The organism is Desulfosporosinus lacus DSM 15449, from assembly GCF_900129935.1.
In the GTDB taxonomy this organism is placed as follows: Bacteria; Bacillota; Desulfitobacteriia; order Desulfitobacteriales; family Desulfitobacteriaceae; genus Desulfosporosinus; species Desulfosporosinus lacus.
The window spans coordinates 14,940-39,071 of the sequence record NZ_FQXJ01000014.1 but is presented as its reverse complement, the minus strand read 5'-3'; the positions used below and the strand labels follow the sequence as shown (position 1 = coordinate 39,071).

The following is a 24,132-nucleotide window of genomic DNA, read 5'->3' as shown; positions in this document are numbered from 1 at the left end:
ACAGGGAGGAAAAGTGATTATGAAAAATCTGATCAACAACTGGAATAAACTGAGCCTGGTAAAACAAATAATTATAGGATTGATTATCGGTATCATCTTGGCTGTAACGATTCCAGACACAGCAAAACCCATCGCAATTTTTGGTTCTTTATTTGTAGGTGCTTTGAAAGGGATTGCACCTATATTGGTCTTCTTCTTGGTCATGTCGGCAATCTCTCAACACAAGAGTGGTCATCAAACCAATATGAAATCCATTATCGTCCTTTATCTTTTAGGAACATTCTTAGCTGGACTTGTGGCGGTTGTTGCAAGCTTCATATTCCCAATATCCTTAACACTTGCAGCGGGCGTTAATGATGTGACGCCTCCGGGAGGGGTCGTAGAGGTTCTCAAAGCATTACTGCTGAATGTTGTTGATAACCCTGTAAAAGCACTTTATAATGCCAACTATATCGGTATATTGTCTTGGGCGATACTTCTTGGCTTTGCTTTAAAAAATGCTCCTGAATCTACCAAAATGATGATTTCAAATTTATCTGATGCAGTGACAAAAATGGTTAGATGGGTCATAAAATTAGCCCCATTAGGTATCATGGGTCTCGTATTTGATGCTATTGCTACAAATGGAATTGAGGCATTATTTAGTTATGGGCAATTACTTGTACTTCTGCTTGGTTGTATGTTTTTTGTAGCTCTTGTTGTCAATCCAATCATTGTGTACGTGAATATTCGTAAAAACCCATACCCACTTGTGTTTAAGTGTTTAAGGGAAAGTGGTATTACAGCGTTCTTTACACGTAGCTCAGCTGCAAATATCCCCGTAAATATGACCTTGTGTGAAAATCTAGGTTTAGATAAGGATACGTATTCGGTATCCATTCCCTTAGGCGCTACCGTCAATATGGCAGGTGCTGCTGTTACCATTAGTGTTATGACCCTTGCGGCGGTTCACACTCTTGGCATTCAAGTGGATATGGCTACGGCCTTAATTCTTAGTGTGCTGGCGGCTGTAAGCGCTTGCGGTGCTTCAGGCGTAGCTGGCGGATCGCTATTACTGATTCCTCTAGCATGTAGCTTATTTGGGATCCCAAATGAGATTGCTATGCAGGTAGTTGGGGTAGGCTTTATCGTAGGTGTTTTACAAGATTCTTGCGAAACGGCCCTTAACTCATCCACTGATGTACTTTTCACTGCAACAGCTGAATTCGCTAAGATGCGTAAAGACGGAAAAGAAATCATTATTAAATCAACTTTCGCAGAGCAAAAATGAGTTTGTCCAGAACCCACTACCACATAAAAAAGACATGTCTTCTATGATAAAGATAGCTCAAAAAGCGAGTTGGGTTTAGCTGTTCCTGTGTCAGTTCAAGCAACTAAAAATCCTTGCAGCTTATACAGTTGCAAGGATTTTTAGTTACAGGAGAAAACTAAAGGCTTTTCTGTATAGGATCAGATAACTTTTTTGTTATCCGGGCCGGGTGTGGTGACAATGACTTTTTCCGGGGTGATAATAAGGGCACCCTTAGCAGTCATAGCCCCTTTGAACATGTCAGAAACTAGCTTTTTGAAAGTCTCCACAACAGGGCCCTCCGTCACGTACTCGGCCTTGCCTTTGACCTGATATCCTTCCATGGTCCCTCCATTGCAGGCAGAAACGGCTATCTTACCGTTCTCTTTAATATTGGCAAGGGTGGTTTCCAAAAACACATCACCTACCACTAGTTTGCCGTCATCGGTAACATCCTTGAAAGCTACGGGTACGGCATTCGGCTCATCCGAATATGTACTTAAATACCACATCTGTTCTTTGAGAAGCTTCACTACATTTGCATTCATTTGAAGAACCCTCCTATTTGATTTGCTCATTTTTGTACTTAACTTAAGTATAGTCAAGCTGCAGCGCGATTTGAAGATACCCGCAAATTTATGAGTTACTCATTAATTTCATAGTTACTGGTATTTTCAAAGTATGCCTTTTATAATGACGGTACAGGAGGGGGTTCGGAATGTATAAACCCAAGTTAGAAAAAGATATTCGCTGCCCACTGGAATATGGCTTAGACATTTTCGGCGGAAAATGGAAATCCCGGATTATCTGTGTTCTGGCAGAGAAAAAGGTTTTGCGGTACAGCTCTCTGCGCAAAGAAATGACCAATATCACGGACGCGGTTTTGGCAACGACTTTGAAAGAGTTAATTGCAGACGGAATTGTGCAAAGACAGCAATTTGATGAAATTCCGCCGAAAGTGGAATATTGCCTGACGGATAAGGGAAGATCCGTTCTACCCATTCTGCAAAGCATTTGCAGATGGTCGGGGGCATACCACAGGGAGAACAGCGAGTATATCCATTCGCAATGTCAAAAATGCGATTACAAATGCGAAAACTCAAGTGATTGAATTGGTCTATCCTAGCGCCGGTACTCTTACCTGTGAATAGAAGAGAAAGCTAATCTAATAATAGCGTTCCACTACTATAGATAAAGAGGCATGCGTACACCCTTATTAGGGTATCTAATTTACCGAGAGATAAAGGTCCTGTGAGGACGATAAAAAATCCACGCTAATAAATAGTGTGGATTTTTTGTTTTTGACCAAGCTGTACTTGAAAAAAATCTTTAAGTGTAAAATTTTAATAATTATGTAACCTTTTGGCATCTTAAAGCCCTCTGTATTATAGAGAAAGCTTAGGTGTCATTGATAGCTTAAGCAGATTTTTAGTTTAAATTCGCTTTAAAATTCCCTTTAATTGATTTTGTTCTTCAGGACTAAATTGTTTTAATACTTCTATATTTACTTCTTCAATAATTTTACCTATTGGCTCACGCAAGTTGGAGCCCTTTTCAGTTAATTGAACTTTAAAGGTTCGCCGATCTGTTATACCAATATTCCTCATAATCAATGCTTTACTTTCCAATCTATCAAGGATTCCAGTGATAGTTGAACCATCTAAACTCAAAACATTCCCAATTTGTTTGGGGGTTTGACTGCCCTCATCCCAAAGACATTGTAATACTCCATATTGCACAGGCGTTACGTTAAACGGTTCAAGTTCTGACTTTAAATATTTAAAAACTTTTTGTTGTGCATGAGTTAGTAAGAAATTAATACATTCAGCCATTTCCATAATTACTGCTCCTCTATTCTTTAGTCATATAACCACTATATTTCAAACTTATTAATTTTGTCAATCAAGTTTACAAAGCGTCAGAGGTGAAGAATGATTTTCTTAAAGGATAAATAAAAATCCAAGACTATCAACGGCTGGAGTTTGATATGCCTCGAAAGAGACGTGCATAGTGTAGTTAACAGCTTAATTGGCTAATTTAACTTGGAATTTCTCGGAAGGAACATTGAACCCTAAACTACTATTAATATACATATTTATACAATTTTATACATTTTAATTTGTTGACAAACTATTTGCTAGCAAGTAATATATTAATTATCAAACATGTTTGAATATTTATTAAATTGTAAATTCAAGGAGATGATATGGGATTTTAGTATTCGTTATGGAAACGTTAAATGTGGTAAACAGCGATGCTTATTAAAGATGAAAATGACAAATAAGCGTCACAGTCTTCCTTTTTTAAAACACAAAAGATCGTTAAGCAGTCTTGGGAGAAATTAATGCTTTAAGATCAGCGAAGTTTTCTTTCGAGTAGAGAATACCAAGCGTCCATGTGTTGACACATCATAATGTCGTAGAGGCGGACGTGCCACATTTTAGTAGAACGATGCCGTTCGGCTTCCAACTTGTAATTGATCTTTTTTCACGCTTGTTCGAGCGCTCAATGGATGAGCGGCGTTAGTAAATCAACTTCCATTTGTCTGAATCACGCAGTGTTTTAGGGAACAGCCGTAAGTTCTCCTTCGAGTGGGTGTGGTAGGTCTGTCCGTATTTTGTTTTAGAACAAAGGGTGGCACAGAGATTATCAATACCTCGGGATCGAGCACAACGCCATTTTTGACGAAGGAAACCCTTATCCCGACTGCCTCGGCGAATGCCGAGAGGCTATTTAAAATTCAGGAGGAGGCAATTAAAAATGGATTTTAATTTAACAGAAGAGCAAGAGATGATTAAGAAAGTGTCAAGAGATTTTGCCCAAAAGGAACTTTTACCTATCGTATTTGAGAGCGACGAAAAAAGTGAATTTCCTGTAGATCTTTATAAGAAGATGGGTGAGATGGGTTTGCTGGGCTTACCGTTCCCATCAGAATATGGTGGTTCCGACGGAGATTATTTATCCTACATCTTAGCCGTAGAAGAAATTTCCAAGGTGCATAGTGCCGTTGGTATCTCATATTCTGTAAATACCTCTCTCTGTGCAGGAGGAATATTTCAAAACGCTTCAGAGGAACAAAAGAAAAAATATCTTCCAGATCTATGTTCCGGAAAGAAATTTGGCTCTTTCGGATTAACTGAGCCAAATGCGGGCTCAGATGCAGCAGGTGTAAGAACTACAGCTAAAAAAAATGGAGATCACTATATATTAAATGGATCCAAATGCTTCATTACAAATGGCCCTCTATCAGAGACCTTCTTAGTATTTGCTTCAGTGGATATAAGTCTAGGAACAAAAGGATTAACAGCGTTTATTGTTGAAAAAGGTTTCCCGGGATTTTCAATAGGCACTATTGAAAACAAATGTGGGATAAGAGCTACTCAAGTTTCAGAACTGCTTTTTGAAGACTGTATGGTCCCAGTTGAAAACTTAGTGGGCAAAGAGGGAAAAGGTTTTGGCATAGCAATGAAAACTCTTGATGGTGGGAGATTCGGAGTGGCAGCACAAGGACTTGGTCTTGCAGAAGGAGCATTTGAGATAGCGAAACAATATTTGAAAGATAGAGTCCAGTTTGGCAAGCCTTTATTCAAGAATCAGTATTTAGCATTTAAAATGGCTGAATTAGAAATTGAAATAGAACAAGCTAAGTATCTATTGTATAAAGGAGTTCTTGATAAACAAGCAGGAAGACCTTATGCAGTTTCAGCGGCTAAGGCAAAAATGGCTTGTACAGATGCAGCCATGCATGTAACTGTGGAATGCGTTCAGATGCTTGGCGGAAATGGCTTCATGAAGGATTATCATGTTGAAAGAATGATGAGAGATGCTAAGATAACTCAGATCTATGAAGGAACAAATCAAATAATGAGAATGATTATTGCGGGAGAGATTTTTAAATAAATTTCCATTTTGAGTAATGAGATTTCCTGAAATTCGAGGTTGCAATGATGAAGAAGGAAATATTAAGCCCAACCGACGGTTTATGGAGTGATGTCGTTAAGTTGAAAGGAGAGAATGAATGAAAGAGTGTATTGCATGTCACTCTGGACAAATAAAACAGGTGGATATCATAACAAGAGATGGTGTATTTACCTTAATTGAGAATAGTGAAGTAGTTGTTAGTCCCCAAAGTCAAAAGATACTAAAGTTTGTGTGTTTAAATTGTGGATTTATAAACCTTTATGCAGAGGACTATTTTTAAAAGAAAACTGCTACCAAATAGTTTGCAACATGAATCCAAGGCAGCAAGTGGAATGGATACACGTCCCCATAACGTCGCTGTTATTACGCTCCTATCTATCACCTATAAGCGAAATTATATTTTTTCTCAGTTACTAATTAAGACTGGGACGGTATTATCATATCATGTTCAGTTTGCCTTAAAACAGAAAATTGACCCGTACTTATTAAATATAGACTAGTCTTATAATCAAGTCAACTATTTTTTTGAATATTGAATTAATTTATTGAGGAGATCTCTCTAAATGATATTTTGGTTCAGATCAATCTCTACCATTTGGGAATTATTTCACTATTCTAGTCTCAGATCCTTCCGGCCGGACAGATGCCTTTAATCCTGACTTGATGAAGTGTAAACAACAGAGAAAAGCCTGGAAGTTCTGTGTTAGCTTTTGTTGGTGGCAATCCCATACCATTTTCATTTGTACTGTTTAAGTATTCCAACCACTTTTAAAATTTAACGGAATTACGACTGACGTGTCCACATTAACTTAATAATCGGAATATCCTGATCAAATGCCCCGCAATTTGCGGGGCAGGTTAAATCACTGAGGATAACATTGGAGGAGGGGCCGTAATATGAAGAAGGTTATTATTCTGACAGCAGAAGAGGCTGTTGATTTAGTTAAAGATGGGAACACTCTTTGTACCAGTGGATTTGTTGGAAATAGTCTTCCGGAAGCACTTTTCAAGGCTATAGAAAAGAAATTTTTAGAGACTGGCTATCCTCAAAATATTACTTTGTTTTATCCAGCATCACAAGGCAGCAGGAACGGCACAGGCGGTGATCATTTTGCTCACGAAGGTTTGGTTAAAAGAGTAATAGCAGGTCATTTAAATACTGCTCCAAAGTTAGGCGAACTGTGTCTAGCTAACAAATGTGAAGGTTATAACTTACCACAAGGTGCTTTGGAATATATTATTAGAGATGCTGCGGGTCATAGGCCCGGTACAATTACACATGTTGGATTAGGTACTTTTATTGATCCAAGAAATGGCGGAGGTAAAATAAACGCCAGGACGACAGAAGATTTAGTAGAAGTTATAAAAATCGGCAATGAAGAAAAGCTTTTCTACAAAGCATTTCCTATAGATATCGCCTTCCTTAGAGGTACTTATGCGGATGAATATGGTAATGTAACCCTAGAAAAAGAAGTAGCTACTATTGAGGTTACCTCTATAGCACAGGCAGTTATAAATAATGGTGGAAAAGTAATTGTTCAAGTGGAAAAGGTTGTAAAAGGCGGTACTTTAGACCCCAGACTGGTACAAATACCCGGCATTTATGTTCATGCTGTTGTAGAAGTAGTTGATATGAAAGATCATGAACAAAGTGTTGGACATGAATATAATCCAGCACTTTGTGGGGAAGTAAGAGCACCTGAAGGTAGTGTGGAAATGACCCCCTTGACTATTAAAAAAGTTCTTGGCAGAAGAGCAGCTATGGAATTGGTAGAGGATACAGTTGTTAATTTAGGTGTAGGAACACCTGAGTATGTTGCTCAAGTTGCAAGTGAAGAAGGAATAGCAAGTTATATGACATTAACTGTTGAATCAGGGGCAATAGGTGGCAGTCCTCAAGGTGGAGCTAGATTTGGTGCTGCTTTAAATCCTGACGCTATTATTGACCAAAATAGTCAGTTTGATTTTTATGATGGCGGCGGTCTGGACATGGCATTTTTAGGCTTAGCTGAATGTGATGAAGAGGGTAACATTAATGTTAGTAAATTCGGCCCCAAAATACCGGGATGTGGCGGTTTTATCAATATCACACAAAATGCCAAAAAGGTATTCTTCTGCGGTACATTTACAGCAGGAGGCTTAAAAGAAAGAATTGAAGATGGCAAGTTAATCATAGAACAAGAAGGAAAGAAAAAGAAATTTATTAAACAAGTTGAACAGATTACATTTAGCGGAAGATATGCCATCAAATGCGAACAACCCGTTTTATATATTACTGAAAGAGCTGTGTTTGAATTAAAAGAAGAAGGACTTAACTTAATAGAAGTTGCTCCCGGAATTGACATTCAAACACAAATTATAGATTTAATGGATTTTGTCCCTACGGTTGACAAAAATATTAAGCTTATGGACTCAAGACTTTTTAGTGAAGAAAAAATGAACTTGAAAAAATAATCAAAGAGGGAGATTAATAGATGTTTACAATGGGGATTGATATTGGGTCCTCATCCTCAAAGGTTGTAATACTTGAAGATGGAGTTAAGATTATCGCTGGAGAAGTAATTCAGATTGGAACAGGTTCTACAGGACCTAAACGTGTACTGGATGAAGCTCTTTCCAAAGCAGGTCTTAAATTGCAAGACATGGCTAAAATTATTGCTACCGGCTACGGAAGATCTTCTGTGGAAGAAGCACACAAACAAATTAGCGAAATCAGTTGTCAGGCTAAGGGAGTTTTCTTTTTAGTTCCTTCAGTAAAATTAATCATTGATATCGGCGGTCAAGATGTTAAGGCAATTAAACTTGACAGTAAAGGCGGCGTTAAGCAGTTTTTTATGAATGATAAATGTGCCGCCGGAACAGGACGTTTTCTCGATGTTATGTCACGAGTACTTGAAGTTAATCTTGATGAAATGGCAGAATACGATGCTCGGGCAACAGAACCTGCCACGGTCAGCAGTACTTGCACAGTTTTTGCTGAATCTGAGGTAATATCTCAGCTTTCCAACGGAGTTGCTAAAGAGAATATTATTGCAGGGGTTCACCAGTCAGTTGCTAGCAAAGCCTGTGGACTTGCTTATAGATGTGGGGTGGAAGAGGACATTGTTATGTGCGGAGGTGTTGCTAAGGACTTAGGGGTTGTTCGAGCAATAAGCAAAGAACTAAAAAAACCTGTAATTGTAGCTCCTAATCCACAAATTACAGCTGCCCTTGGAGCTGCTATCTTTGCCTTCGAAGAAGTTATGGCAGCTGTTATATTTGCCTTCGAAGAAGTTAGGGGAGCTAATAAATAAAGGAAAGAGGTATGAGAGATGACTGATACAACAACTATGAGTGCCAAAGAATTGTTAGGTTTCTATCAGGAAGAATTGTATGAAGAAGCGAGACAGGCAAAAATAGAAGGAAAACTTGTTTGTTGGTCTGCATCCGTTGCTCCTTCGGAGTTTTGTGTAGCTATGGATGTAGCGATGATATATCCTGAAACCCATGCTGCGGGTATTGGGGCCAGAAAAGGTGCTTTAGATGTGCTTGAAGTTGCCGATGAAAAAGGCTATAACGTAGATACTTGCTCCTATGCAAGAGTAAATCTGGGTTATATGGAACTTTTAAAACAAGAGGCTTTAACAGGAATAACACCGGAAAAGCTTGAAAAATCCCCAGCGGCCAGAATACCCCTTCCCGATTTTGTCATAACCTGTAACAACATTTGTAACACCTTGCTTAAGTGGTATGAGAATCTTGCCGTTGAATTAAATATTCCTTGCATCATCATTGATGTTCCCTTTAATCATACAATGCCCATTCCACAGTATGCCAAGGATTATATTGCGGAACAGTTTAAGGAAGCTATTACTCAGCTTGAGGAAATTTGCGGCAAGAAATTCGACTACGACAAATTTTTAAAAGTACAGGAACAAACCCAACGTTCTGTTGCCCAATGGAACAGAATTGCTTCTTTGTCATCACATAAACCATCCCCTTTAAATGGTTTTGATCTTTTCAACTATATGGCCCTGATCGTTTGTGCAAGGAGTAAAGACTACGCAGAAATTACCTTTAAAAAGTTTGCCGATGAACTTGAAGAAAATCTTAATAAGGGGATCTTCGCCTTTAAAGGAAATGAACAAAAGCGGGTAACTTGGGAGGGCATAGCTGTTTGGCCGCACCTGGGACATACATTTAAAGGCTTAAAGAATCTTGGCAATATAATGACAGGTTCAGCCTATCCGGGTCTCTGGAATCTTACTTATACACCCGGGGATATGAGTTCAATGGCGGAATCTTATACCAGAATTTATATCAATACTTGTCTCGATAACAAAGTTAAGGTTCTTAGTGACGTAATTAGCGGCGGAAAGTGTGACGGTGTTATTTATCATCAGAACAGAAGCTGTAAGCTCATGAGTTTTCTGAATGTAGAAACTGCTGATATGCTCCAAAAAGAAAATCATTTACCCTATGTAAGCTTTGATGGAGACCAAACTGATCCTCGTAACTTTTCTCCTGCTCAGTTTGATACACGTATCCAGGCCTTAGATGAAATGATGAAGCAGAATAAGGAGGGAGTTTCCAATGAGTAGAATTGAAACTATTATCAGTGAATTATCTTCAATTTCAAATAATCCCCGCAAGGCCATGGAAGATTATAAGAAAGAAACCGGCAAAGGATCGGTAGGGGTTATGCCTTATTATGCTCCCGAAGAAATAATTCATGCTGCAGGTTTTCTTCCGGTAGGTATTTGGGGAGGACAAAAAAGTATTTCTAAAGCCCGTGCCTATTTACCTCCCTTTGCTTGTTCAATTATGCAATCCGTTATGGAAATGCAGCTTGAAGGGGTATACGACGATTTAGAAGCTGTACTTTTCCCCGTTCCTTGTGACACTTTAAAATGTCTTAGCCAAAAATGGAAAGGAACATCACCTGTCATCGTATTTACTCATCCTCAAAACAGAAAACTTGAAGCAGCAAATAAGTTTCTTGCTGAGGAATATAGGCTTGTTCGTGAAAAACTGGAAAAAATATTGAGTGTTCAGATTTCAGATGAGGCACTAAACAATAGCATTGAAATTTACAACGAAAATCGTCAAGTAATGCGTGAATTTACAGACATAGCTGCTAATTATCCTAACATTATTGATCCCATAAAACGTCATGCTATTATCAAAGCAAGATTTTTTATGGAAAAATCTAAACATACCGCTTTGGTAAAAGAATTGAATTCAGCGCTTAAATCCTTGCCTGTGGAAGCCTTTACAGGCAAAAAGGTTGTTTTAACAGGAATTATGGCTGAACCAAATGAAGTATTAGACATTTTAAAAGATAACGGTTTTGGTGTTGTGGCAGACGACTTGGCACAGGAATCCAGATTGTTCAGAAATGATGTTCCGTCAGGTACAGACCCACTCTATAGATTGGCTAAATGGTGGCAGGAATTCGATGGTTGTTCTCTTGCTACAGATGCGAAAAAATCAAGAGGTCCCATGCTGATGGATATGGTTAAAGCATCTAAGGCAGATGCAGTTGTGGTTTGCATGATGAAGTTCTGTGACCCTGAAGAATTTGACTATCCAATCTACTATAGACAGTTTGAAGAAGCCGGAATTAAGAGCTTATTTATAGAAATTGACCTGGAAACAACATCCTTTGAACAGACCAAAACCAGAGTTCAAAGTTTTAGTGAGATGCTGTGATTTCTAAGTTAATAGAACTTTAAATTATATCTCTTGTTGCTTGTTTGTAGCATGACTTTGTGGGAAGAGGTAGTATTTGCCCCTTCCCACTTTGTTTGTTCGGTATAGTACTTATTAAAGTTTAGCTTAAATTGAATTATTACATAACCAAGTGGTCTGACAGGCGTACCATATTCGAAGCGTTATAAAGGAGGGATAAGGATGTTAGCTCGTGAAGTCTTGGAAGAACTTGTTCGAGTGCTCGGCCGTGAATATGTCCTCACAGAGCAGGAAGACTTATTGACCTATGCTTATGACGCAACTGCGGCGATGAAACATCATAAGCCGGATGTTGTGGTTGCACCTCTAACGACAGAACAGGTGGCAGATGTGGTGAAAATCGCCCTGCGTTACCGTGTCCCTATTTATACACGTGGTTCCGGAACGAACCTCAGTGGGGGGACGATTCCCATTGAAGGGGGTATGGTTCTCTCCATGCTCCATCTCAACAAAATTCTGGAAGTAGACCAGGATAATTTAACGGCAACCGTTCAACCTGGGGTGATCATTCAGGCTCTCAATGATGAAGCGGCGAAACACGGCTTATTGTATCCGCCGGATCCCGGTACAGTCACCACGGCAACTATGGGTGGCTCGGTTTCGGAGTGTTCGGGTGGATTGCGCGGTTTGAAATACGGTGTAACCAAACATTATATTATGGGCTTGCAAATGGTCTTGGCGAATGGAGAAGTCACTCGTTGGGGAGGAAAAACGGTAAAGAACGTGACAGGGTATGATTTAGTGGCTCTCTTTACAGGAGCAGAAGGAACCTTGGGGATTATCACTGAAATAATCGTCAAACTCATTCCGGCTCCGGAAGCACGTAAGAGCATGTTAGCGGTCTTTGATGACGTCGATAAAGCCGGGAGGGCCATCGCAGCCATTATTCGCAATAAAGTTATTCCGGCGACACTGGAAATCTTGGATAATGTGACGATTCAGACCGTGGAAAACTTTGTGCATGCGGGACTCCCCATGGACGCGGAAGCGGTCCTCTTATGTGAAGTGGACGGCTACAAGGAAGTTGTCCAACGGGAAGCTGTTTTAGTGGAACGAATTTTGAAAGAAGAAGGAGCCGTTCAGTTAAAAATAGCTAAAGACGATAAAGAGCGCGACCTTTTGTGGTTGGCTCGTCGCAGCGCCCTGCCTGCTCTCGCTCAAAAACGACCGACCACCGTACTTGAAGATGCCACCGTTCCCCGGAGTAAGATTCCTGATATGCTTAAAGCAATCCGGAGTATTGCAACAAAACACAATCTGCAAATTGCTACCTTCGGGCATGCAGGAGATGGAAATCTACATCCCACAATTTTAACAGATGAACGCGACGCAGAAGAAATGAAAAGAGTGCACCTGGCAGTGGACGAGATTTTCGAAACGGCGCTGGCTCTGGGAGGAACCCTTTCCGGTGAACATGGGATTGGTATCGCCAAAATGAAATATCTTGACAGGGAATTTGGAAAAGCAGGCGTGGCGGCCTTGCGGCGCATTAAAAAAGCCCTGGATCCCTACTATTTGCTGAACCCTGGGAAGATTGTAAGGAGGGACTGATCGTGTCCGTATATGATTCACTGGATTCGATTGCCGAAGAACTCCATAAATGTATGAAATGCGGCAATTGCATGGCGGTATGCCCCATTTACAAGGAAACACGCCAAGAAGTCGGAGTTGCCAGGGGAAAGATTAGTTTAGCGGAATACATTCTCTCGGGCGAAACAGAGATGACTAAGGGTTTGGGGAGCCGTTTTTCCCTGTGTACGACCTGTATGGCTTGTAATACCAACTGTCCCTGTGGGGTCCGGTTTGATAAAATTATTCTGGCAGCAAGAGCGGAATCCGTCCGTAAAAAAGGGCTGCAGCCGGCCAAAAAAATAGCCTTTACTGCCTTGAAGATGCAGCGAGTGTTTGATTTCGGGATGAAGGCGGGAAGTATCTTCCAGGGTGTTGCCTTAAAAAACATACCGAATCGACACAGCAAATTAGCACGTATGCGCGTGGATGTAGGGATAGGTAAGGAGAAAGTCTTCCCCATGTTGTCCAAGAAGACCTTGCGCTCCGAGTTCCCTGCAGTGATTAAGGTTAAAAACCCCAAGCTGAGAGTTGGGTTCTTCACGGGCTGCATGATCAACTATTTTTACACGGACATCGGCAGAGCGGTCATCGAGGTGCTTAGGGAAAATGACATCGAAGTGGTCATTCCTAAGTTCCAGGCTTGTTGTGGTATCCCAGCCTCGGTCAATGGGGATGTGGCTTCAGCACGTACTTTGGCTAAACGCAATTTGCGGGCCTTTGAGAGAATGGGGGCAGATGCCTTAGTTGTCGCCTGTTCTTCCGGTGGTACTGCTTGGAAGCATGTTTTTGGAGAGCTGCTGGAAAATGATCACGAACTTAAAGCCTTGGCGGATAAATGGGCTAAAAAATCCTATGATATTTCTGAGTTCCTGATTCATCAAGTTCCCTTTAAGAAAGAAGGTTTGGGACGAGTAGCGCGTAAAGTGACGTATCACGAACCTTGTCACTTAAACCGTGGACAGGGGATTAGTAAAGAACCGCGGGAAATTTTAAAAAGCATTCCCGGTGTGGAATTGATTGAAATGAAAGAGCCGGGTCGCTGTTGTGGTATGGCTGGATCATTCAGCCTTGTACACCCGGATCTCTCCGGACAAATTTCTGATCGCAAAACAGCAGATATCCAGACGACCCATACGGATACAGTAGCAACGGGTTGTCCGGCTTGTCGGTTGCAGCTGCAAAGTGGGGTCGAAAATGCCGGATTTGACGAAGAAGTATTGCACACGGTTCAAATCTTGGCTGAGTCTTATCGAGTCGGTAAGGAAGAACTAATACATTCTAAATAGTTGGAATGATGGAAATGCTTTAAGCGTTTCCATTTTTTCGTAACAATATTAGAGTTTGTTTTGCTCTTATATAAATTAGCTAAATTAAAGGGGATTTTCTTTGAAGATGTTGACAGGGAGCAAACTGTTAGGCTTAGAAGCCATATTTCTTATGGCTTTGCCGGGACAGTTTATTCGTGGGGTTGTGGTGGTAGCTAAGACACACTCATGGTTGGGGGGGCTAGTAATGGTGCCTATCGCAGTTCTTACAGGCTATTATATTGCCGGAAAAATTTCATAAAAGTCTTAAAAGCGCCAATAGAATGCGGAGGCAGGTTCTGATTGGGAAAAAATCATAGAATGAAAGGACTTTAGTACTATGGATATGAAAAGTACACCGAATTATATAAAAATGAAGAATACATATGAAGTGGGAGAGGGATAGACTCTCTCCCTTACTTCGTTTATTCCCAAAAGATTTATAAGGTATTTTTAGAAGATAACTGCGAACCGAAGTGTTGCTTATCTTTTGATATTAATACCATCTATAGGGATAGGGTGCATAGGCATTGTAATATACGGATGGGTAATAGCGAGGTCTCGATACAGCAGCCCCTAAACCAAAACCAAGAGCAAAGGGAAGTACTCCAAAGCCAAACATAACGATCAACTCCTTCTAGATATAATATTACATAATATGGTAATGAGCAGATCTTGTGCACGTATAGTAATTTATGCAAGACACAGAAATAGCTTTTTATTCATTATCCTTCTTATCGAAGAAAAGGGCAGACATAATGATACAAACAAGTTAAAATAAAACAATGGAATTAAAGAAGGGATTATTTTATACTTAACTTAAATACTAAGCACCTTATGCACGATCCACACCTTCAGGCGCACCAGGTATCAGACCCCTGTAGTGATAAAATCAAGCCACCGTTGACAGGGGGCCGTGACTTAAGAAACGTAAAATTAATATGACTTCAGATTGCGTAGAAAACCTGAAAGGGCATTAAATGATATGCTTACAAAAGAATTACTAAGTTATATATTGGATATTGGAGAGCAAATGCTTGTCAGCGGTGCTGAAGTAAATCGCGTGGAGGACTCCATCAGTCGTATCTGCAAAGCATATGATGCAAAGCGGGTGGATGTATTTACTATCACGTCTAGCATCGTCGTATCTATTCATTTGAAAAGCGGAAATAATCTCACTCAAACCAGGAGGATCTTAAAATACTCAACGGATTTTGATAAGTTGGATAGGCTTAATAATCTTTCCTACCACGTTTGTGCACACACACCCGAGGCAGAATATATTAGAAACGAAATAGAAAAAATAGGTACTACACGCATGTATGGTCCGGTTGTCCAATATTTGGTATATGGTATGATTGCTGGATCGTTCACGATTTTCTATGGGGGCGACTTGAATGATGTAGCTGTTTCTGCGGTTATCGGCATGATATTGAAATTAGCAATCACTTTTATCCAAAGAGTTGATAAGAATGTTTTCTTTGTAAATATACTATGCTCGTTCGTTGTAGGCATGCTGGGGTTTCTGCTAGTTAGAATCGGGATAGGTCATAGCTTCGATAAGATTGCAATCGGAAATATCATGCTGCTGATACCTGGATTGGCTCTCACAAACTCAATAAGGGATATTATAAGCGGTGATACGATAGCAGGCCTACTGCGACTTTCTGAAGCTATTCTTGTAGCTTTGTCCATCTCTTTTGGATTCGGTTTGGTATCAGTTTTTGTTGGAGGCATGTTTAAATGATCCATACATATCAAATCATTACGGCTTTTATGGGTTCACTTGGTTTTTCGATTCTGTTCAATATTAAAGGAAGGAAAATAGGGTATGCTGCTTTAGGTGGTATGTTAGCATGGGTGATATACTTACTGGGTGGTTTCTGGCTAAGCGGGGAAATGATGCAGTACTTCGTATCGGCTATTATAGTAACCTTTTACTCGGAAATATGCGCCCGCATCGAGAAAACGCCAGCTACTACTTTTTTAACAGCAGCTATAATTCCACTAGTTCCTGGTCGGGCCTTATACTACACAATGAGCTATGCCATCGATGGCAAGTTCGGAGAGTTTGCCGAATATGGTTCTTATACAGTAAGTATTGCAGTTGCCATAGCAGCCGGTATTATGGTGGCATCTTCGCTGGCCAGAGTTTTTTTTGCATTACGCTCTTATGAATACCGTCATCATTTAATGTAAAAAGAGGGACGTTAAGCCTGCCCCACTTTAAGGTCATGAGAAATTTATGTCCAACCACACGACAGCGAGAGGAATGGTATTGCGACTATTAGCTAACTCCGAGATGATTGTTGACCGATTAGCTAAATATATGGATAATGGAATATATATAGCTAAAATGGAGGGGTTATTATGAGAGTTCCTTCGACGGAAGTACAGAATAATTTTGGCAAATACCTAAAATTTGCGGAGGTCAACGAAGAAATAATTGTGACCAAAAATGGAAGGGATATTGCCAGAATTCTGTCATGCGATGCCCCGAATAAAAGCCTCGTGGCAGAAGGCGCCTCAGAATATCAAACTCGTGAGGGAAGAGTGACTTATGAGGAGTTTCTGGAACTCGTGGAAGCTTCCGAGCAGCGGTTTGAGTTGATTGACGGCGTTATTTATAATCTCGCGTCGCCCTCTTTCGAGCACCAATATGCTGTTAACGAAATTCATGGAACCTTTTATAACTGGTTTAAAAATAATATAAATTGTATCCCCCTCACTTCGCCTTTTGATATTACCCTTTTTAAGGCTGAGGACAACATTTGTGTTGTTCAACCTGATATCATCGTTATCTGCGACAGGGATAAGATGGACAAAAACGGTAAGTACAAAGGAGTTCCAACCCTGGTGGTTGAAGTTCTTTCACCCTCTAGTAGAAGTAAGGATACTCTTAAAAAGTTGGAGCTTTACAAGCAATGCGGTATTAAGGAATACTGGATGGTTGATCCTAAAAATAATCTGGTATATATTTATATGCTTGATAAAAATGAAATAACCGACAGCACGGCCTTTCAAAAAGGCGCCCATGACTATGTTGAGTCAGGATATTTCAGGGGACTGAAGGTAGCATTGACTGATATGTTTTTATAGAGATGGGAATATCGGATAGTATATGTCTGAAAAATTTCCTGACTTGACTATGCATAAGTCCTCTCTTTAATTTGACTGAGAGGACTTATGTTTTGCGGAAGCTTAAGCAGAAAGCACTCAATAAGAAGAAAAAGTAAAGGCATCCTCAATGTGTGTCTGTACTTTGCCTTTTACGCCATGATAGTTCAAAGCATAGGCCAGATTATTATAAATGGACATAGGAAAGGGCAGAGGCTACAGGGAAAACCAGGCCGATGTCCTTTTTAATCTTGTTAAGGGAATTTGCTGAGCGGACTTGCCCCCGGAAAAAGGATCTCACAGAATACTCTGGTCCGGTTTTCTTCCTCAATGAGGGTTGATCGTCCTGAGCAGCGTAGTTTTACGACTTTGACAGTAAAAGACCATTTACAGAGGTTAAATTGCAGGGCGATGAAAATTTTATCTCGGCCGATGGGGCTGAGCTGGTTCAGTTCACCAAGTCAGGAACATCCACCTATGTGGAATTACAACCCCTTATTTAAAAGTCTATCTCTTAATGTACTCGTGAAAAACTCTATTGAAAACAGAGAGTTATCAACAGAAATAGAAGAGCTTAATATACTCTTAAAAGATAAATAAACCGGACGTAGGTAACTTGATTAATGACAAATGTTATAAAGCAAAACCTGAACCATGCTTGGCATGGTATATACATTAGGTAATCGATTGCTTGCCCAGAATATTGAGAAGAAAGAAGAGGGAGGATATGAGAGATATTAACGAAAGGCTTAACTACTTAATTCAATCAGTACCTGCCAAGGTCAAACAGTATTCAGAACAAGAATTTTCAGTCCGCATAGAAGGCAGGTGGTCGAAAAAGGAAATATTGGGCCATTTATGTGATTCCGCTACTAACAATCATCATAGGTTCATAAAAATTCAGTTTGAAAAGCAGCCTTTTGTGATAGTGCCTTATGACCAAAACAATTGGGTCCTGATTCAGGATTATCAATACATGCCTCTCGATGAGATTATTTCCCTCTGGTCGGTTTTAAATAGACATATCCTTAGAATCATCTTAAGAATCCCGGAAGAGAAACTGGTTTATTTGTGTGACATAGGTGATAATAAATCCTTCACCTTCGTAGAGCTGGTTCAGGATTATCTGAGACACATGGAGCATCACTTAAGACAAATCTTTGGTACATCGGAACTTTAAGTGGAAGATATCGGCTGGGTTTTGCCATGAATTAAGGTGCAAAACTTCAGCGTATAAGTCATTCACATGGTGCTTAAGGATTTCCGGAAGGTATATGAATATGGAAATAAGAGAAAGCGAGAAAGCGAGAAAGCGAGAAAGTGAGGAGCATTTATATGCCTTCCAGATTAAATAAGCTGGTCGAAAAATCCCAGGGGTACTTTTTCTTGTTTATTTTTCCTATTTGCTGTATAGACTTTTCTTTTTGCTTACAGTCAATACTTTAGATTCTCCGGGGAGGATCTGCAGTTTAATATAATTCCGTTCACAACGATCATTACCTATATGAGTAGGGTCAGTGATGATAATATTGATGTTTGGTTTTTTAATTTGTTTGGCAATGTACTAGCGTTTATGCCCATGGGTTTTCTGCTGCCTCTTATTTTTAATAAGCTCAATAGTGCTAAAGCTATTGTGATTACTACCTTTATAACAAGTTTTGTCCTGGAAGGAATACAGCTAATCTCAAAACTCGGGACGGCGGATATTGATGATGTTATTTTAAATATACTCGGTGGATTCTTGGGCTATCTATTGCTGATGAAGAACCTAAAGCTACTGAGAAAATCTGTACGACTGGAAGAGGATTAAGATTGTTCATGTGCGGAAATATTCCAATGAGGAAAGTAAGGTTGATCTGCCGGAAAGCGACAGCAAAATTGCGTGGGAAGATTTGTGGTTGGCTGATTTGTATGAGGTGGTTAAAAATTCGGCGGTTTGAAGTCTGGCTCATCTAGAATAGTCAATCTCAAAAGCGCCGAATTTTTAAACCGGATCTCTTTTAAATAATTATATACCCTTGGTTTTTCAGCACAGGTTTTCAAACAGGAAGAAATCTGGGGACAAGGACTCGACGGAGATTTCCGTCTTTTTTATTTTCTTTGCGAAAAATCGCTTCCTGCTTCTCCGCAAGGATCATTGAGACTTCTCTCGCAAATTTAAAAAAGCTTAGCGAGGCAACTTTATTATTTCTGCCTACGATTCTTCTCTTTCACCCTATGGGTAGTTGTTGGTTGCACATCATACATTTGCCAAAAGTTATAAATAAACATAACCATTAGGTATTGGAATTATATTAAAATTTTGGTATAATTCAGGCAGTTGTTTAATGAGAAGGATGATGTAAGAAGGTCTCAGCAAGTCTTTTCGCATTACGGTAAAATAATAAACATAAAAGAGAGTGTATAAAATGACAAGCATTATTAATCTACAAAGCAAATCGGAGAATAAGATAAAACTTGCACTTAAAAACATTACTGTTACTTTTTCTTCATCGAATGGACATCAAGTTTTAGCAGTTAATGACGTATCGTTAGATGTTTATGAACAAGAGTTCATTGCTTTGATTGGTACCAGTGGCTGCGGTAAAAGCACACTTTTGAATGTGATGGCCGGGTTGATTACTGCCGACTCCGGACAAGTTCTCATTGATGGTGTAGAAACCGTTGGTATAAATCCTAAAATCGGTTATATGTCTCAGCTTGATTCCTTACTACCTTGGGCTACCGTAATGGATAATGTGGCTCTCGGTCTTGAATTGCGGGGCATATCGAAAAAAGAACGCAGGGCTATGGCACGGGAATTGATTGTTCGCATGGGTTTGACAGGATTTGAATACAGTTATCCCCACGAACTGTCAGGCGGTATGAAGAAGAGAGTGACCATTGCTCGTGTATTGGCCATTGATCCGGAAATTTTATTTATGGACGAGCCCTTTGGTCCGCTAGATGCCTTCACTAAGGAAATTTTGCAGGATGACATCTTGAAAATTTGGCATGAAACCAAGAAAACAATTGTTTATGTTACTCACGATTTAAGCGAAGCTATCTCATTGGCCGACAGAGTCGTTTTAATCAGCTCTCGTCCAGGTAAGGTGAAAGCCGAGTATAACATCCCTTTGCCGCGACCCAGAAATGTAATGGATATCAAATTTGATGCCAATTATGTGGATATTGAGAAAACCATTTGGCTTCAATTGAAAGAAGAGGTTATTAAGGGTAAGGAAGGAATAGGGCATGTCAGCAAAATTTCGTAACATTCGCATCCCAGCCTTGATACAAACGGTACTGTTAGTCATGGCGCTTTTCCTGATCTGGGAATTAGCCACAAGAGCTGGAAAAGTCGATACCTTTTTTTTCAGTAGCCCCAATCTGATTGGAAACGATATTGTGAAAATGTGGACTAGTGGGGATATCAGCAAGCATGTTGGCATCACTTTTAAAGAAGCTTTCTATGGCCTAATTTACGGTGGAGTGTTTGGAACCTTATGTGCTTTTATCTTTGGCATGAATAAAAAACTACATAACATTTTATTCCCTATTATTGTTGGGATGAACGGTCTTCCTAAGTTGGCATTAGGTCCCCTCTTAATTTTTTGGTTTGGCATCGGTATCGAATCAAAAATTGTGATGTCTGCTGTCATGGTATTTTTCATCTTTTTATTTAACATATATGCTGGTTACTGCAATGTTGACGTAACCCTGATTAATGCCGTGAGAATGATGGGAGGTAATCAATGGCAAATCATTCGTAAGGTTATCTGGCCTTCTTGTATACCCTGGTTCTTGGTGAGCTTGCGCACAGGTTTGGGAATGTCCATAATGGGGGCTATTGTTGGGGAATATATCGGTGCTAATAAAGGTTTAGGTTGGATGATTCAGAATGCTGGCGGCACCTATAATATTACCCGTGTAATTTCGTGTATAGTTCTTCTGATTATTTTAATGGCTAGTCTTGATTATTTCGTCAAATTTCTTGAAAAGAAGATTTTACGGTGGAGACCAACCGTAGATTGATAAAAACTGGAGGAGAAGTTGAAATGAAAAGAAAAGGAATTTTGGTATCTTTAATTGTATTGTTAGGTTTTTTAATGGTGGTATTGGCAGGTTGCAGCGATAAGGCTAGAACAAAAACGACATCGGCTGAAGCAACTAAAACGAATGTGCATCAAAAAATAACAATCACTGAACCCTCCAGAGGGGAATTATGGGCACCGATTTATCTGGCTCAAACTCTGGGATATTTTAAAGAGGCCGGATTGGAAGTCGATTTCCAAACGGTTACTGGTGGAGACCCTGGTGCACCGGTTCTAGCGGGAGAAGCCCAATTCGGCTTAAGAGGTATTGAGATGCCACTTATTGTTACTCAGGCCGGTAAAGAAGTAAAAGTTCTTGTTTCAACTTCACAAAAATTTCCCTACGCCTTTATTGCTCAAGGACCGAAATTTACTACGATTGAATCCTTGAAGGGTCAGGTTGTTGGCGCTTCTACCCCAAGTGGTTCTCCTACCGCTTGGATAAAGGCTTGCTTGAGCTATGGTGGATTAGATCCCAGTACCGACGTTCAGCTTCCCAGTATGCAAAACTCAGCTTATATAGCAGCAATGAAGAACGGTAATGTTGCAGCGGTCTGTGGCTCTAACGGTTATCTAGTTAATAAACTAATGGCAAACGGCGGAGTAATGTTAGTAGATGGCCGGGATACTGAAGTGTTTAAAAAGATTATGGGTTCCGAGACTTATGAAATGTATATCATGTTTGCGACGGATAAATATATAAAAGAAAATCCGGAAACAGTTCAAAAGGTTGTAACTGCGTGCGCCAAGGGGATTCAATGGGTCAACATGCATTCTACCGAAGAGATTGCGGATGCCTTATTGCCGCTATTCCCTGACAGAAAAGAAGAACTCCTCATAAGTATTGCAGACTCGAAAAAACATGATCTGTATAGTAAGGATGGCAAGCATACCAAGACAGGATATCAAGCGGCGTTAAAATTAGGTGAATATGCCGGTATTGTTACTCAGGAAGTTCCTGAAGAAAAAATCTATAATGAGTCCTTCCTAGATACTGCCCGGAAAACATTAAACAATAAGCAATAAAAATTCTTATACAGGAGGTATTTCTATGGATGACGACCAACAAACATTTCAAACAGCATGTGCAATGTGCAATGGAATGTGTGGGTTAGAAATAACCTTGGAACATGGTACTATCGTAGGAATAGGTGCACTTAAAGGCTCTCTTTCCCAGGGCCATCTTTGTCCAAAAGGTAAAGCCATTGCAGAAATAGTACATGCTCCTGATCGGCTTAGAAAACCAGTCAGGAAAACTAGCGATGGGCAATGGCAGGAAATCTCTTGGGACGAGGCTCTGGATATAATCACAGCTAAGCTACACGATATTAAAGCTAGATTTGGCGCGCAAGCGGTGGCCGTTCACGTTGGCCAAACGGGTGTGAGGAAAGAATTCACTCCATATTTAGAACGATTTTGTAACGTGTTTGGTACCCCGAACTGTTCATCTTCGGGAAGTCATTGTCATGTTGCGAAAGCAATGGCTAATGTTCTCACTTATGGGGCACTTCCTGTCCCGGATTATGCTAATAGCGCTTGTATTGTTTTGTGGGGCTCTGATCCTGTCGTGTCCTGCCCACCCTTAATGAAAGATATCAATAAAGCATTGGTCAGCGGTGCCAAGCTCCTGGTTGTAGATCCACGAGTCACGCCCTTAGCGAGGAAAGCTGACATTCACTTGCAATTGAGACCCGGAACTGACGGCGCTCTAGCCTTGGGTATATTAAATGTTATCATCCAGGAAAAGCTTATAAATCAGGATTTCGTGAATAAATGGACGATTGGATTCACTGAGCTGACCGAATTAGTTAAAGACTATTCTCCAGCTAAAGTTGAACAAATCACCTGGGTTCCTGCGGATAAATTAATCGACGTTGCGCGACTCATTGCCCTATCTTCCTCAGCTTGTGTTACGTCAGGGCTTGCACTCGAACTGCAGACTAATGGTTTTCAGGCCCTGCGTGCCATTGCCATTTTGCAGGCCATCACCGGAAACTTGGATGTTTCCGGAGGAGCATTGTTTGTGCCGCTAGCCAAGCTTGCTTCTCTAGTACCAGAAAACATAGCTAAATCAAAGGAATTGGCCATCGGACAAAAGGAATATCCATTTTTTCATGACCACACCCATCGAGCCCAGGCAAATTTGTACGCGGAAGCTATCCTTACAGAAAAGCCCTATTCGATCAAGGGAATGATTGTTGCCGGTAGCAATCCGGTCCTTACTTGGCCCAATACAGAAAAGGTTATAGAAGCCCTATGCAAGCTGGAATTTCTGGTAGTTATGGACCATTTCATGACAGAAACCGCTAAGTTGGCTGATTTGGTGCTTCCTGCGTCGACTTTTCTAGCGCGCACTGAGTTATGGAATGGCGCCAGTATTTATGGCGTACAGAAGCTTGGATTGTCTCCACAAGTGCTAAAAGAGGAAGAATGTCTTACAGATTGGAACTTCTGGAATCAGCTGGCTCAAAAAATGGGCTACCAAGAAAGTTTCCCTTGGGGAAGTGAGGAAGAGGCATTAAACTTCAGATTAAAACCCCTCGGTTTAAGTGTAGAAAGCTTAAAACAGTACCCCGAAGGGTATGACTATGGAAGCAATAAATTCAAAAAATATGAAACAACGGGCTTTAAAACTCCTTCAGGGAAAGTTGAGATTTATTGTAAAGAGCTAGAGGAACAGGGCTGTGAAGCCCTGCCTGTTTATGTGGAACCCTATACTAGTCCTCTCTCCACAGCAGAAATGGCTAAAAAGTATCCACTGATTTTAACTGGAGCAAGAAATGTGGGATATTATCATTCCCGATATCGGAATATTCCTTCGCTTCGCAAACTGTCGCCAGAACCGCTCGTGGAACTTCACCCAGACCTAGCCAAGGAGCTAGGAGTAGAGGATGGTGAGGAAGTGATAGTAGAGTCTTGGCAAAAAAAAGGGATTACGCTTAAAGTAAAAATTACGGAGACCATTGATTCCAGAGTTATTTCTATTCCCCATGGATGGGATGAGGCAAATGTCAACTTTTTAACCGACGATTTAGCATTGGATCCGGTTACAGGTTTTCCGGCATATAGATCCCTGTTGGCACGTCTTACTAAAAAAGCTGATTGCAAATGTTCTTCCGCATTATGA

The 24,132-nt window shown here is 40.3% G+C and carries 23 protein-coding genes; 20 read left to right on the top strand and 3 right to left on the bottom strand.

Annotated features, from left to right (window positions below):
- Positions 1-19 precede the first annotated feature (19 nt).
- Positions 20-1,270 carry a serine/threonine transporter SstT gene (sstT, locus tag BUB11_RS17460; protein ID WP_073031044.1) on the top strand — a complete coding sequence of 417 codons (1,251 nt, stop codon included), beginning with the start codon at positions 20-22 and terminating at the stop codon, positions 1,268-1,270.
- Positions 1,271-1,449: 179 nt separating this feature from the next.
- Here the strand turns inward: sstT and BUB11_RS17455 are convergent, their stop codons facing one another.
- A complete protein-coding gene (locus BUB11_RS17455; protein ID WP_073031043.1) occupies positions 1,450-1,836 on the bottom strand; it encodes a pyridoxamine 5'-phosphate oxidase family protein in 387 nt (128 codons plus the stop codon).
- Between the two features lie 170 nt (positions 1,837-2,006).
- Between BUB11_RS17455 and BUB11_RS17450 the strand changes: the two genes are divergently transcribed.
- Complete coding sequence (locus tag BUB11_RS17450; RefSeq protein ID WP_073031042.1) at positions 2,007-2,399, top strand: winged helix-turn-helix transcriptional regulator; 393 nt, start codon at positions 2,007-2,009, stop codon at positions 2,397-2,399.
- Positions 2,400-2,721: 322 nt separating this feature from the next.
- On the opposite strand, the gene BUB11_RS17445 is transcribed toward BUB11_RS17450, so the two are convergent.
- Positions 2,722-3,126, bottom strand: a complete 405-nt coding sequence (locus BUB11_RS17445) for a MarR family winged helix-turn-helix transcriptional regulator (protein WP_073031041.1) — start codon at positions 3,124-3,126, stop codon at positions 2,722-2,724.
- Between the two features lie 922 nt (positions 3,127-4,048).
- Here BUB11_RS17445 and BUB11_RS17440 point away from each other — a divergent pair.
- The 8 genes from BUB11_RS17440 (at position 4,049) to BUB11_RS17400 (ending at position 14,077) form a co-directional block, all read left to right on the top strand.
- Entirely contained in the window at positions 4,049-5,188 is a 1,140-nt protein-coding gene (locus BUB11_RS17440) for an acyl-CoA dehydrogenase family protein (RefSeq protein WP_073031040.1), read from the top strand.
- A 918-nt stretch (positions 5,189-6,106) separates the two neighbouring features.
- Complete coding sequence (locus tag BUB11_RS17430; RefSeq protein WP_073031038.1) at positions 6,107-7,663, top strand: acyl CoA:acetate/3-ketoacid CoA transferase; 1,557 nt, start codon at positions 6,107-6,109, stop codon at positions 7,661-7,663.
- A gap of 20 nt (positions 7,664-7,683) precedes the next feature.
- On the top strand, positions 7,684-8,502 hold the full coding sequence (locus BUB11_RS17425; RefSeq protein ID WP_073031037.1) for an acyl-CoA dehydratase activase: 819 nt from the start codon (positions 7,684-7,686) through the stop codon (positions 8,500-8,502).
- Positions 8,503-8,520: 18 nt separating this feature from the next.
- Complete coding sequence (locus BUB11_RS17420) at positions 8,521-9,789, top strand: 2-hydroxyacyl-CoA dehydratase subunit D (RefSeq protein WP_073031036.1); 1,269 nt, start codon at positions 8,521-8,523, stop codon at positions 9,787-9,789.
- Positions 9,782-10,900 (top strand): 2-hydroxyacyl-CoA dehydratase subunit D, encoded by a 1,119-nt coding sequence (locus BUB11_RS17415; protein ID WP_073031035.1) that lies wholly within the window; start codon positions 9,782-9,784, stop codon positions 10,898-10,900. The genes BUB11_RS17420 and BUB11_RS17415 overlap by 8 nt, the downstream gene beginning before the upstream one ends.
- A 201-nt stretch (positions 10,901-11,101) precedes the next feature.
- A complete protein-coding gene (locus BUB11_RS17410; protein WP_073031034.1) occupies positions 11,102-12,490 on the top strand; it encodes an FAD-binding oxidoreductase in 1,389 nt (462 codons plus the stop codon).
- 2 nt (positions 12,491-12,492) lie between these two features.
- Complete coding sequence (locus BUB11_RS17405; RefSeq protein WP_073031033.1) at positions 12,493-13,797, top strand: (Fe-S)-binding protein; 1,305 nt, start codon at positions 12,493-12,495, stop codon at positions 13,795-13,797.
- A gap of 100 nt (positions 13,798-13,897) precedes the next feature.
- Positions 13,898-14,077 (top strand): hypothetical protein, encoded by a 180-nt coding sequence (locus BUB11_RS17400; protein ID WP_073031032.1) that lies wholly within the window; start codon positions 13,898-13,900, stop codon positions 14,075-14,077.
- A gap of 234 nt (positions 14,078-14,311) precedes the next feature.
- On the opposite strand, the gene BUB11_RS28830 is transcribed toward BUB11_RS17400, so the two are convergent.
- Positions 14,312-14,437 carry a hypothetical protein gene (locus BUB11_RS28830; protein WP_282434020.1) on the bottom strand — a complete coding sequence of 42 codons (126 nt, stop codon included), beginning with the start codon at positions 14,435-14,437 and terminating at the stop codon, positions 14,312-14,314.
- 363 nt (positions 14,438-14,800) lie between these two features.
- On the opposite strand from BUB11_RS28830, the gene BUB11_RS17395 reads away from it, so the two are divergent.
- The 10 genes from BUB11_RS17395 to BUB11_RS17355 all read left to right on the top strand — a co-directional run bounded on the left by BUB11_RS17395 (position 14,801) and on the right by BUB11_RS17355 (position 24,132).
- Positions 14,801-15,562: a threonine/serine exporter family protein gene (locus BUB11_RS17395; protein ID WP_073031031.1), complete on the top strand. Its 762-nt coding sequence runs from the start codon at positions 14,801-14,803 to the stop codon at positions 15,560-15,562.
- The gene (locus BUB11_RS17390; protein WP_073031030.1) at positions 15,559-16,014 is read left to right on the top strand and encodes a threonine/serine exporter family protein; all 456 of its coding nucleotides are present in this window, start codon (positions 15,559-15,561) and stop codon (positions 16,012-16,014) included. Before BUB11_RS17395 ends, BUB11_RS17390 begins: the two co-directional genes overlap by 4 nt.
- A gap of 171 nt (positions 16,015-16,185) precedes the next feature.
- A complete protein-coding gene (locus BUB11_RS17385; RefSeq protein WP_073031029.1) occupies positions 16,186-16,914 on the top strand; it encodes a type II toxin-antitoxin system Phd/YefM family antitoxin in 729 nt (242 codons plus the stop codon).
- Positions 16,915-17,262: 348 nt separating this feature from the next.
- Positions 17,263-17,532, top strand: a complete 270-nt coding sequence (locus tag BUB11_RS27110) for a hypothetical protein (RefSeq protein WP_143187644.1) — start codon at positions 17,263-17,265, stop codon at positions 17,530-17,532.
- A gap of 127 nt (positions 17,533-17,659) precedes the next feature.
- Positions 17,660-18,112 carry a DinB family protein gene (locus BUB11_RS17380; RefSeq protein WP_073031028.1) on the top strand — a complete coding sequence of 151 codons (453 nt, stop codon included), beginning with the start codon at positions 17,660-17,662 and terminating at the stop codon, positions 18,110-18,112.
- 324 nt (positions 18,113-18,436) lie between these two features.
- The gene (locus BUB11_RS28355) at positions 18,437-18,742 is read left to right on the top strand and encodes a VanZ family protein (RefSeq protein ID WP_242947590.1); all 306 of its coding nucleotides are present in this window, start codon (positions 18,437-18,439) and stop codon (positions 18,740-18,742) included.
- A 598-nt stretch (positions 18,743-19,340) separates the two neighbouring features.
- Positions 19,341-20,186 carry an ABC transporter ATP-binding protein gene (locus BUB11_RS17370; protein ID WP_073031027.1) on the top strand — a complete coding sequence of 282 codons (846 nt, stop codon included), beginning with the start codon at positions 19,341-19,343 and terminating at the stop codon, positions 20,184-20,186.
- On the top strand, positions 20,167-20,946 hold the full coding sequence (locus tag BUB11_RS17365; RefSeq protein WP_073031026.1) for an ABC transporter permease: 780 nt from the start codon (positions 20,167-20,169) through the stop codon (positions 20,944-20,946). Before BUB11_RS17370 ends, BUB11_RS17365 begins: the two co-directional genes overlap by 20 nt.
- Before the next feature lie 23 nt (positions 20,947-20,969).
- Positions 20,970-22,031 (top strand): ABC transporter substrate-binding protein, encoded by a 1,062-nt coding sequence (locus BUB11_RS17360; RefSeq protein WP_073031138.1) that lies wholly within the window; start codon positions 20,970-20,972, stop codon positions 22,029-22,031.
- A gap of 25 nt (positions 22,032-22,056) precedes the next feature.
- Positions 22,057-24,132, top strand: coding sequence for a molybdopterin-containing oxidoreductase family protein (locus BUB11_RS17355; RefSeq protein ID WP_073031025.1), 2,076 nt, complete (start codon positions 22,057-22,059; stop codon positions 24,130-24,132).

Excerpts from the sequence above, each read along its gene's own strand:
- BUB11_RS17420 (WP_073031036.1), top strand. The coding sequence starts at position 8,521 with ATGACTGATACAACAACTATGAGTGCCAAAGAATTGTTAGGTTTCTAT.
- BUB11_RS27110 (WP_143187644.1), top strand. The coding sequence starts at position 17,263 with ATGAGGGTTGATCGTCCTGAGCAGCGTAGTTTTACGACTTTGACAGTA.
- BUB11_RS17370 (WP_073031027.1), top strand. The coding sequence starts at position 19,341 with ATGACAAGCATTATTAATCTACAAAGCAAATCGGAGAATAAGATAAAA.
- BUB11_RS17385 (WP_073031029.1), top strand. The coding sequence starts at position 16,186 with ATGAGAGTTCCTTCGACGGAAGTACAGAATAATTTTGGCAAATACCTA.
- sstT (WP_073031044.1), top strand. The coding sequence starts at position 20 with ATGAAAAATCTGATCAACAACTGGAATAAACTGAGCCTGGTAAAACAA.
- BUB11_RS17380 (WP_073031028.1), top strand. The coding sequence starts at position 17,660 with ATGAGAGATATTAACGAAAGGCTTAACTACTTAATTCAATCAGTACCT.
- BUB11_RS17450 (WP_073031042.1), top strand. The coding sequence starts at position 2,007 with ATGTATAAACCCAAGTTAGAAAAAGATATTCGCTGCCCACTGGAATAT.
- BUB11_RS17455 (WP_073031043.1), bottom strand. The coding sequence starts at position 1,836 with ATGAATGCAAATGTAGTGAAGCTTCTCAAAGAACAGATGTGGTATTTA.
- BUB11_RS17390 (WP_073031030.1), top strand. The coding sequence starts at position 15,559 with ATGATCCATACATATCAAATCATTACGGCTTTTATGGGTTCACTTGGT.
- BUB11_RS28355 (WP_242947590.1), top strand. The coding sequence starts at position 18,437 with ATGAGTAGGGTCAGTGATGATAATATTGATGTTTGGTTTTTTAATTTG.
- BUB11_RS17360 (WP_073031138.1), top strand. The coding sequence starts at position 20,970 with ATGAAAAGAAAAGGAATTTTGGTATCTTTAATTGTATTGTTAGGTTTT.
- BUB11_RS17365 (WP_073031026.1), top strand. The coding sequence starts at position 20,167 with ATGTCAGCAAAATTTCGTAACATTCGCATCCCAGCCTTGATACAAACG.
- BUB11_RS17425 (WP_073031037.1), top strand. The coding sequence starts at position 7,684 with ATGTTTACAATGGGGATTGATATTGGGTCCTCATCCTCAAAGGTTGTA.
- BUB11_RS17415 (WP_073031035.1), top strand. The coding sequence starts at position 9,782 with ATGAGTAGAATTGAAACTATTATCAGTGAATTATCTTCAATTTCAAAT.
- BUB11_RS17355 (WP_073031025.1), top strand. The coding sequence starts at position 22,057 with ATGGATGACGACCAACAAACATTTCAAACAGCATGTGCAATGTGCAAT.
- BUB11_RS17430 (WP_073031038.1), top strand. The coding sequence starts at position 6,107 with ATGAAGAAGGTTATTATTCTGACAGCAGAAGAGGCTGTTGATTTAGTT.
- BUB11_RS17410 (WP_073031034.1), top strand. The coding sequence starts at position 11,102 with ATGTTAGCTCGTGAAGTCTTGGAAGAACTTGTTCGAGTGCTCGGCCGT.
- BUB11_RS17395 (WP_073031031.1), top strand. The coding sequence starts at position 14,801 with ATGCTTACAAAAGAATTACTAAGTTATATATTGGATATTGGAGAGCAA.
- BUB11_RS17440 (WP_073031040.1), top strand. The coding sequence starts at position 4,049 with ATGGATTTTAATTTAACAGAAGAGCAAGAGATGATTAAGAAAGTGTCA.
- BUB11_RS28830 (WP_282434020.1), bottom strand. The coding sequence starts at position 14,437 with ATGTTTGGCTTTGGAGTACTTCCCTTTGCTCTTGGTTTTGGTTTAGGG.
- BUB11_RS17445 (WP_073031041.1), bottom strand. The coding sequence starts at position 3,126 with ATGGAAATGGCTGAATGTATTAATTTCTTACTAACTCATGCACAACAA.